Origin of the sequence: Nitratidesulfovibrio liaohensis, assembly GCF_011682075.1 — a bacterium.
GTDB lineage: Bacteria > Desulfobacterota > Desulfovibrionia > Desulfovibrionales > Desulfovibrionaceae > Cupidesulfovibrio > Cupidesulfovibrio liaohensis.
Map to the genome: position 1 here is coordinate 1 of NZ_VSMK01000244.1, position 4,126 is coordinate 4,126.

Genomic DNA, 4,126 nt, shown 5'->3' on the forward strand with positions numbered 1-4,126 from the left:
CAGGCGCGGCCCGTGCCGCGCGCGCGGTGACCGTCGCGCGCTTGCGCGGGGGGGTATTTCTGCTAGGCTGGGGGTAAGGCGGCGGACCCTTCGGGGGCCGCGCGTCCGCCGTCTTTCTTTGTCACGGCGGCCCCGGCAAGGAGGTGCCCATGACCCGACAGGTTTCGTTCACCCGGCTGGAGCAGGGGCAGTTGCCCGGCTTTCGGGAACGGCTGGACCGCGCCGAATCGCCCGACGAGGTGCGCAGGTTCTTTGCCGAAACCATGTCCACGCTGCTGGCCGACGCCCTGGGCGCGGCGGGGGCGGTGCGCCACGACGACGTGACCCTGATGCCGGATGCGACCGAAGGGTATGTGCTGGCGTCGTCGGTGCGCGCACTGCCGGGCTTTGCGGACATCTGGAGCGATTCCGACCTGCCCCGTATCGCAGGCGACTTCGCCCGTCTGGCTGTGAAGCGCCACCGTCATCTGGCGGGCAACCCGGAGCGCACCGAGGCCAAGACCCGGCACAAGGACGGCAAACGCTAGGCAGTGCATCCAGAACCGTTTGCCGACGGCGAGTCACCGTAAATCACCTTGCCGTCCTCCAACTGTTTCCGCCGTGCTGTTGGTGCGGCGTCTTCGCTCGCCGGTCCTGCACTGAACGCAGAACGCCCCGCACTGCCATGCCGTGCGGGGCGTCACGTTGTTGCGTCAGGGGGGCGCGATTACAGCCAGCGTTTCTTGATGAACACCAGCCATGCCACAAGGCACAGCCCCACGGTCACCCCGGAGAGGATGCCGAAGGCATAGGGCGAATCGTGCAGGGGGGTGTCGATGTTCATGCCGTAGATGCCGGTGATGATGTTGGGGATCATCAGGATGATGGTGAACCCGGTCAGGAACTTCATCACCGTGTTCATGTTGTTGGAAATGATGGAGGCAAACGCGTCCATGGTGCCGGAAAGGATGTCGCTGTAGATGTTGGTCATGCCGATGGCCTGGCGGTTTTCGGTGATGGCGTCTTCCAGCAGGTCGCTTTCTTCTTCGCTGATGCGCAACGTACGGGTACGCAGCAGTTTTTCCATGATGATGTCGTTGGCCTTGAGCGACGTGGTGAAGTACACGAGGCTCTTTTCGATGTTCAGCAGTTCTATGAGTTCCTGATTGCGCGTGGACTGTTGCAAGCGCTGTTCGATGAACGCGGTGCGACGGTTGATGTCCTTCAGGTCGTTCAGGTAGGTGATGGCGGTGCGTTGCAGCAGGTGGATGGCCAGGCACAGGCGGCGGGCCGTATCCATGGTGCGGGCGCGCCCGTTCAGCAGTTCGGTGACGATGTCGCGCGGCGAGCGGCACACCGTGACCACGGCGGAAGGGGTGATCACGATGCCTATGGGCAACGTAAGGTAGGGCACGCGCGCGTCGGCCTCGTTTTCCATGGGCACGCGGATGACCAGCAGCAGTATGCCGTCCTCGTGCTCCAGGCGGGCGCGTTCGTCGGCGTCCAGGGGGTCGATCAGGTAGTCCAGCGGAATGCCCAGCAGCACCGAGGCGCGGCGCAGCTCTTCGTCAGAAGGATTCGAAAGATTGACCCAGCAGTCGGGCTCGATGTGGTCGATGGGGGTCAGCGCGCCGTCGATGGTCTTGTGAATGGTGAACACGGCAAGGCTCCTTGCGTCCGTTCCGGGGTGTGATCTGGCGCGCGGCGCATGCCGCGCGTGCCGGAAACAGCCGCGCGCCGCGCCAGGCCCGATGCACGGGGATCAGGGCAGGATGCGGCGGCGGGGGCAGCGGAGCGTCACGAGTACGGGTCCGCGGAACGGGCCACGGACAGCACGCGACGATGCATCCGGCAGCGGGCGCGCCGGATGGAATGGCCGGAAAGCAGGGAAGATGCGAAAAGCAGGGAAAGCGGTCTGCGGAACATGGTCCACCTCCGGGGGCGCGCAGCGCCGCCGGGCAGACCGGGAAGGGATCAGGCCCGGACGTGACGGCGGCAGCGGCGCTGGTGCGTCGTTGCGAAACGGTGCGATGCGATGGGGCATCTACTACTGTCGCCGGAATCCACGTCTGTGCTCCTGTTAGGGGTGCGGGCGGGCCGTGTGGCCGCCGCCCGGTGTGTCACGACCAGTCCGTGGCACGCTGCGGGGTTTGCTTTACGCCCGCTGGGGCAGCTTGGCAACCGAAAATGCGCGGGGGCGGCGGGCTGGCGGGCTAGCGCGCCAATCCCAGAAACCTGCGCCGCAACTGCTCCGCCCGGTCCCGGTTGACGCCGAAGTCCCACCAGCCGGAACGGGCGGCAGAGCGCAGGTGCACCACGGAGGCCTCCGGGTCTGCCACGCACACCACATCGTCGATGAAGCCGAAGACCTTGCTGCGGCACTGGGCGCGCACTGTCAGGCCGTCCATTTCGGTCACGGTGCACCCGGGCAGGGCGCCCAGGGCCACGGCCAGACGCCGCATGGCAGGGGGCACATCGCCGGTGAAGGGCAGCGGCTCCATGTACTGCCCGTCGCGCACGGCGCCTTCGGCCTGGGTTATGACACAGTTGGGGCGGTCCGGGCAGGCGGGCAGGCGCACGGGCCCGACAGGCAGATTTGCTCCGGCAGGCTGGTCTGACCCGTCAGGCTGACCTGGCTGCGCGGCATGGGCGGACCGGATCGATCCCGGTGGCCATGCGGACAACACGCCTGCCGCAAGAAGCAGCACAAGCAGCAGGGAGCGCAACGCAGCGGGATCATGAAGGATGGACGAAGACATGGATGCCTCCCGTGGGTGCGGGGCGCGGGTGGCGGCATGATCCGCACACCGGAAACGGGGCGGATGCAGGACCGGAGGCGCCGCCCCATGACACATGGCAAGGGGCCGCCCCGTATGCGCGGAACGGCCCCGTGGAAAACGGTGCGGATGGCTCCGCTACGGCTTCAGGAAGCGGCTGACATTGTCGATGACGTTGCGCAGCAGGTCGTCGGTGGGTTCCACGAACTGGAAGTGGATGGTGCGCACGATGCCCACCATGATGCCCACGATCATGCACGCGGTGTCCTCGACGTTGATGTCGGTACGCACCGAGCCGTCACGCTGGCCCTCGCGCAGGGCCACCAGCAGGTACTCGTTGAGGTAGGAGTAGATTTCCTTGATGGCCAGGAACACGTCGTCGTTCCGTTCGCCGTAGCGGGTGGGCGCGTCGCGGAAGATCAGGCAGAACTCCATGCGGTTCTTCTTCACGAACACGTAGAACGACTTGATGATGGAGACCACCTTCTCCACGCTGGTCTCGGGGGCGCGCACCTCGAGATACTTCTCGATGTCGCTGATGAGCTGATCCTTCACGTTGCGGATCAGGGTGAGGAAGATGTCGTCCTTGGTCTTGAAGTGGCGGAAGATGGTGCCTTCCGCCACACCCGCCTCCTTGGCGAGAAGGCTGGTGGGGGTGTTGTTGAACCCGCGCTCGGCAAACAGCTTGGCGGCGGTAAGCAGGATGGTGTCGCGCTTCATGTCGGAATCCTTTCAGTGTCTGCCGCGATACGGCAGAAGCGAGGAGTGAACGCTCAAACGAGAGAAGGCTAACTCCACTCCCGGGCGGTGTCAACGTTGGTGTTGGGCGTACATGCAATCCGTCCGGGATGGGCGCCGGTTACCGGCTTGTCCCGCCCTTTCGCGGGCTGTGCAACACGCGAAAAAACAGGACAGGCACGGCAGATGGTGCGCCCCGGCCCGGAATGGCTTGGGTGGGAAAGGCCGGGGCGGGATGGGGGCGTGTTGCCTGGCGGGTGGTTCAGCCTCGGCGGGTGGCCTGCCCGACGCGCGGGGCCAGGGCGATGCGGTTGCGTTCCACGGCGGCTTCCAGTTCGGGCAGCAGGTCGCGCACCGCTTCCATGTCGTCGGCGGTGGCGGCCCGTTCCACGCAACGGGCAATGCGTTCCAGCACTCGCAGGCCGAAGCTTTCCGCCTTGCCCGCGATGCGTGCCGCCGCTTCCTGCACGGCAAAGGTGCTGCCGTCGGCCCGACCGCGCCGGGCGTCATCCAGGGCGGCATCCAGAGTTTCCAGCAAGCCCGGGATGAAGGGCTCGATGTCGTCGCCCATGTGCCCGTGCGGCTCGGGCCGCTGGCCGCCCGAAGCAGCGGGCGGAACGGGGCGCCCAGGG

Annotated in this window: 5 protein-coding genes; 1 reads left to right on the forward strand and 4 read right to left on the reverse strand. The window is 66.3% G+C overall.

Features of this window, described 5'->3' with window-relative positions; all coding sequences use genetic code 11:
- The first annotated feature begins 149 nt into the window (after positions 1 to 149).
- Positions 150 to 527, forward strand: a complete 378-nt coding sequence (locus FVW27_RS09430) for a hypothetical protein (RefSeq protein ID WP_167124606.1) — start codon at positions 150 to 152, stop codon at positions 525 to 527.
- A gap of 179 nt (positions 528 to 706) precedes the next feature.
- Here FVW27_RS09430 and FVW27_RS09435 read toward each other — a convergent pair whose 3' ends face one another.
- The 4 genes from FVW27_RS09435 to FVW27_RS09450 form a co-directional block, all read right to left on the reverse strand.
- A complete protein-coding gene (locus FVW27_RS09435; RefSeq protein ID WP_167124608.1) occupies positions 707 to 1,639 on the reverse strand; it encodes a CorA family divalent cation transporter in 933 nt (310 codons plus the stop codon).
- 553 nt (positions 1,640 to 2,192) lie between these two features.
- Positions 2,193 to 2,738 carry a DUF1499 domain-containing protein gene (locus FVW27_RS09440; protein WP_167124610.1) on the reverse strand — a complete coding sequence of 182 codons (546 nt, stop codon included), beginning with the start codon at positions 2,736 to 2,738 and terminating at the stop codon, positions 2,193 to 2,195.
- A gap of 156 nt (positions 2,739 to 2,894) precedes the next feature.
- Positions 2,895 to 3,476, reverse strand: coding sequence for a TetR/AcrR family transcriptional regulator (locus tag FVW27_RS09445; RefSeq protein ID WP_167124612.1), 582 nt, complete (start codon positions 3,474 to 3,476; stop codon positions 2,895 to 2,897).
- 280 nt (positions 3,477 to 3,756) lie between these two features.
- Positions 3,757 to 4,126: Hpt domain-containing protein (locus FVW27_RS09450; RefSeq protein WP_167124614.1), on the reverse strand; the 370-nt coding region annotated here is incomplete at its 5' end.

What these genes read in the sequence shown, in the direction of transcription:
- FVW27_RS09440 (WP_167124610.1), bottom strand. Translation starts at nt 2,738, where the DNA reads ATGTCTTCGTCCATCCTTCATGATCCCGCTGCGTTGCGCTCCCTGCTG.
- FVW27_RS09430 (WP_167124606.1), top strand. Translation starts at nt 150, where the DNA reads ATGACCCGACAGGTTTCGTTCACCCGGCTGGAGCAGGGGCAGTTGCCC.
- FVW27_RS09445 (WP_167124612.1), bottom strand. Translation starts at nt 3,476, where the DNA reads ATGAAGCGCGACACCATCCTGCTTACCGCCGCCAAGCTGTTTGCCGAG.